Here is a 2714-nt window from a genome sequence, read left to right as displayed (position 1 = left end):
CGCGCACAGCGCAAGCGTGCGCGACACGTCGCCGACACCGCGCGGGCGCACCAGCGCGCGCGGCCGCGCGCCGGCCGGCTCGTTGTAGGCGGTGAAATAACGCGGATCGATGTCGGCCGCGCGCGTGACGAGCGCATCGCCCAGTTCGGCGACGAGCACGGCTTCGAGCGCGTCGCCCGACAGCGGCGTGCCCGCCGGTTCGCCGCCCGCGGCGGTCGTGTTCCGGTTCTGCATCGCGCGCTGCCCCGCTTACTTCGCCGAAATGTCGATATCGCCGAAATACTTCAGGCCGAGCGACTTCACCGTGCCGTCCGCCTTCAGCTTGTCGATCGCCGCATCGAGTTTCGCCTTCAGCGCGCTGTCGCCCTTGCGCAGCCCGAATGCGATGCCGCTGCCGAGGATCCGGTCGTCGTGCACGGGCTGGCCGACGAACGAAAAGCCCTTGCCGTCCGGACGCGACAGGAAGCCGCGCTGGCCGGACGGTGCGAGCACGAGCGTCGCGTCGAGACGGCCCGCGACCAGATCCGCATACGCCTGGTTCTGGTCCTGGTACGCGACGACCGCGACGCCGGCCGGCTCCCAGTGCGCCTTCGCGAAGGTTTCCTGGATCGACGCCTGCAGCACGCCGACCCGCTTGCCCTTCAGCGACTCCGGCGTCGGCAGCAGGCCGCTGCCGGTGCGCGCGATCAGCTGGGTCGGCACGCGATAGATGATCGTCGTGAAGTCGATCGCCTGGCGCCGCTGCTCGGTCGCATTCATCGCCGAGTTGATCGCGTCGAACTTGCGGCCCTTCAGCGCGGGAATCAGGCCGTCGAACGACGTCTCGACCCATTTGCACGACAGCTTCGCCGTCTGGCAGACGGCGTTGCCGACGTCGATGTCGAAGCCCTGCAGGTCGCCGTTCGGCGCTTTCGATTCGAACGGCGGGTATTGCGCCTCGAGGCCGAAGCGCAGCGTCTGCGCATCGGCGAGCGCCGCGCCGGAACCGATGGCGCACGCGAGTGCGAACGCGAGTTTCAGGGTGGCCGTGTGCTTCATCGTGATCTCCTGTGTCTGGTCGATGCGACGTACCCGTCGCCGGATGCCCGTGGCCGGATGCCGTACGGGGGTTACAGCGAACGCAGCCGCCGCGCGCCTTCGACCAGCGTCGCGTCGTCCTTCGAAAAGCTGAGCCGGATCACGCCGGCGTCGGTGCCGTCGGTGTAGAACGCCGACAGCGGAATCGTCGCGACGCGCGCGTCGCGGATCAGGCGCAGCACGAAATCGCTGTCGCTTTCGTCCGAGAAGTGCCGGAAACGCGCGAGCATGAAGAACGAGCCCTCGCTCGGCAGCAGCTCGAAACGCGAATCGGCCAGCTCGCGCGCGAGCAGGTCGCGCTTGGCCTCGTAGAACGCCGACAGGCCGAGATAGCTGTCCGGCCGCGCGAGGATCTCCGCGAACGCGATCTGCATCGGCGTATCGGCCGAGAACACCATGAACTGGTGCACCTTGCGGATCTCGTCCATCAGGTCGGCCGGCGCGAGGCAATGGCCGACCCGCCAGCCGGTCACGTGGAACGACTTGCCGAACGACGACACGATCACGCTGCGCTCGGCCAGCTCGCGGTGGCGCGCGACGCTCTGGTGCTGCGCGCCGTCGAACACGACGTGCTCGTAGACTTCGTCGGACAGCACGACGATGCCCGTGTCGCGCGTGAGCTGCGCGAGCCGCTCGAGATCGTCGGCCGAGAACACGGTCGCGGTCGGGTTGTGCGGCGTGTTGACGATGATCATCCGCGTGCGCGGCGTGATCGCGGCCGCCACTTCGTCCCAGTTCACGCGGAAATGCTCCGGCGACAGCTTGATCGCCACGGGCGTCGCGCCCTGCAGCCGCACGATCGGCGCATAGCTGTCGAACGACGGCTCGAAGTAGATCACCTCGTCGCCCGGATGCACGAGCGCGCTGATCGCCGCGTACAGCCCCTCGCTCGCGCTCGCGATCACCGTGATCTCGGTGGCCGGGTCGTAGCGCGCGCCGTACAGCGCCTCGGTCTTTTCCGCGAGCCGCTCGCGCAGCGCCATCACGCCGGCCATCGGTGCGTACTGGTTGTGCCCGTCGCGCATCGCGCGCGCGACGCCTTCGACGAGCGCCGGATCGGGCGCGAAATTCGGCGCCCCCTGCGACAGGTTCAACGCATCGTGCCGGGCGGCCAGCTGGCCGATCACCGTGAAGATCGTCGTCCCGACGTCGGGCAGTTTCGAACGGGGCGCGGTGGCGCTTCGCATGACTCCTCCTTCTGATGTCCTTCGGGCGGCCCCGCGCGACGCGCGCGGCCTGCATCTGCCGCATGATTTAGCCCGAGCCAATATCGGCGGACAAACGAAACTTCGTCATGGCAGCCATGTATTTTTCTCATGGCCCTTGGAGAGAAGCACACGGCGGCAAGGCTCGCCTGCCCGGCCGACATGCGAATCCGGCATTTCCCTTAAGGGATGCTACCGGCCGGCCGCCGCCAGATAGGCGAGCAGCACGGCCCGCAATTCGCCACGCAGCGCGGCGATGTCGAACGCGGGCCCGAGCGTCAGCAGCGCCTGCGAGAGCCCGCCGTAGCAGAGCGTGTGCGCCATCCGCGCGATCCCGTCGAGCCGCGCGGCCGGCGGCGGATCGGCCGCGTGCGCGAGCGCGTCGCGCCACAGCGCGACGTACGCGTCGTAATGCCGGCGGTAGGCGGCGAG

Annotated in this window: 2 protein-coding genes and 2 pseudogenes; all 4 read right to left on the bottom strand. The window is 68.9% G+C overall.

Going from position 1 to position 2714, the window contains the following annotated elements; translation table 11 throughout:
* A pseudogene (locus DPV74_RS40625) lies at window positions 1-234 on the bottom strand (FAD-binding oxidoreductase); the annotation flags it as partial.
* Window positions 235-249: 15 nt separating this feature from the next.
* On the bottom strand, window positions 250-1038 hold the full coding sequence (locus DPV74_RS40620; RefSeq protein WP_027788696.1) for an ABC transporter substrate-binding protein: 789 nt from the start codon (window positions 1036-1038) through the stop codon (window positions 250-252).
* A 71-nt stretch (window positions 1039-1109) separates the two neighbouring features.
* On the bottom strand, window positions 1110-2264 hold the full coding sequence (locus DPV74_RS40615) for a pyridoxal phosphate-dependent aminotransferase (RefSeq protein WP_060084412.1): 1155 nt from the start codon (window positions 2262-2264) through the stop codon (window positions 1110-1112).
* A gap of 210 nt (window positions 2265-2474) precedes the next feature.
* Window positions 2475-2714: pseudogene (locus DPV74_RS40610) on the bottom strand (TetR/AcrR family transcriptional regulator); the annotation flags it as partial.

Origin of the sequence: Burkholderia sp. HAN2018, from assembly GCF_024704855.1 — a bacterium.
GTDB lineage: Bacteria > Pseudomonadota > Gammaproteobacteria > Burkholderiales > Burkholderiaceae > Burkholderia > Burkholderia cepacia.
This window is presented reverse-complemented; position numbering and strand designations above follow the sequence as displayed.

Excerpts from the sequence above, each read along its gene's own strand:
- DPV74_RS40620 (WP_027788696.1), bottom strand. The coding sequence starts at position 1,038 with ATGAAGCACACGGCCACCCTGAAACTCGCGTTCGCACTCGCGTGCGCC.
- DPV74_RS40615 (WP_060084412.1), bottom strand. The coding sequence starts at position 2,264 with ATGCGAAGCGCCACCGCGCCCCGTTCGAAACTGCCCGACGTCGGGACG.